This is a genomic window from Neoaquamicrobium microcysteis, from assembly GCF_008180155.1.
In the GTDB taxonomy this organism is placed as follows: domain Bacteria; phylum Pseudomonadota; class Alphaproteobacteria; order Rhizobiales; family Rhizobiaceae; genus Aerobium; species Aerobium microcysteis.
Genome location: NZ_VSZS01000026.1, coordinates 1 through 983, shown reverse-complemented (window position 1 = coordinate 983; position 983 = coordinate 1). Strand labels below are relative to the sequence as shown.

Annotated in this window: 1 protein-coding gene; it reads left to right on the top strand. The window is 61.4% G+C overall.

All coding sequences use genetic code 11. The features are described 5' to 3' along the window. Positions 1–231: 231 nt before the first annotated feature. A partial coding sequence (locus FY036_RS00090) for a cache domain-containing protein (protein ID WP_148912708.1) occupies positions 232–983 on the top strand: 752 nt, incomplete at its 3' end.

Below are 983 nucleotides of genomic sequence, written 5' to 3'. Positions count from 1 at the left end.
CAAGAGCGTGGCCACCGCAGGCGGACAGGCCGCAGCACTGCTGGCTTCACAGCCCGCAGACGACGGCTGGGAAGAGTTCTGAAACCAAAACAGACCGCCGCAACAAGGCGGTCACCATCATTTCCTTCATTCACTCCAGCCACATCCATTCATTCGACCTGCGGCAACAGCTTCGCGCTGCCGCAGGTCACGGGAACGGTCCCGACAACCGGCTTATTCAAAGGGGGTTTAATGAACAAGATCGGTATTTCGACCAGGCTGTATGCCATGGTCGGCCTTGCGCTCGCAGCCATGATCTGCACGGGCGTCTTCGCTATCTATCAGGAGCAGGCCGCGCTCGTTTCCGAGCGCCGCGCGATGCTTGAGGCCATGAACGAGAATGCGGTCCACGTGTTCGAGGCCTATCACGCAAAGGAACTCGCCGGCGAACTGACGCGGGAGGAAGCACAGGCCCGTTCGCTCGCTGCGATCGAGCCGATGCGCTACCAGCAGGACGGCTACTTCTGGATCAACGACATGAGCGAGACGATAATCATGCACCCCGTTCGTCCGCAGATGAACGGGACGAACCAGTCGGGCATGGAAGACCCGACCGGCAAGCGCATCTTCGTTGAGTTCAACAAGGTCGTTAACGAGCACGGCAAGGGCTTCTCCGACTATATGTGGCCCAAGCCCGGCTTCGACGAGCCGGTGATGAAGCTCTCCCACGTTCACGGCTTCCAGCCCTGGGGCTGGGTCGTGGGCACCGGTGTCTATGCTGACGATCTGACGGCGATGTTCTGGCGCAATGCGACGATCATCGGTTCGGCGATGCTGATCGGCGTGCTGGTCACCATGGCGGCCGCCTATGCGGTGGTGCGCAGCGTGGTCAAGCCCGTCACGTCCCTGACGGGTGTTATGGGTCGTCTTGCGTCTGGCGACAACGCGGTCGAGGTTCCGGCGGTTGATCGCGGCGACGAGATCGGCGAGATGGCGAAGGCGGT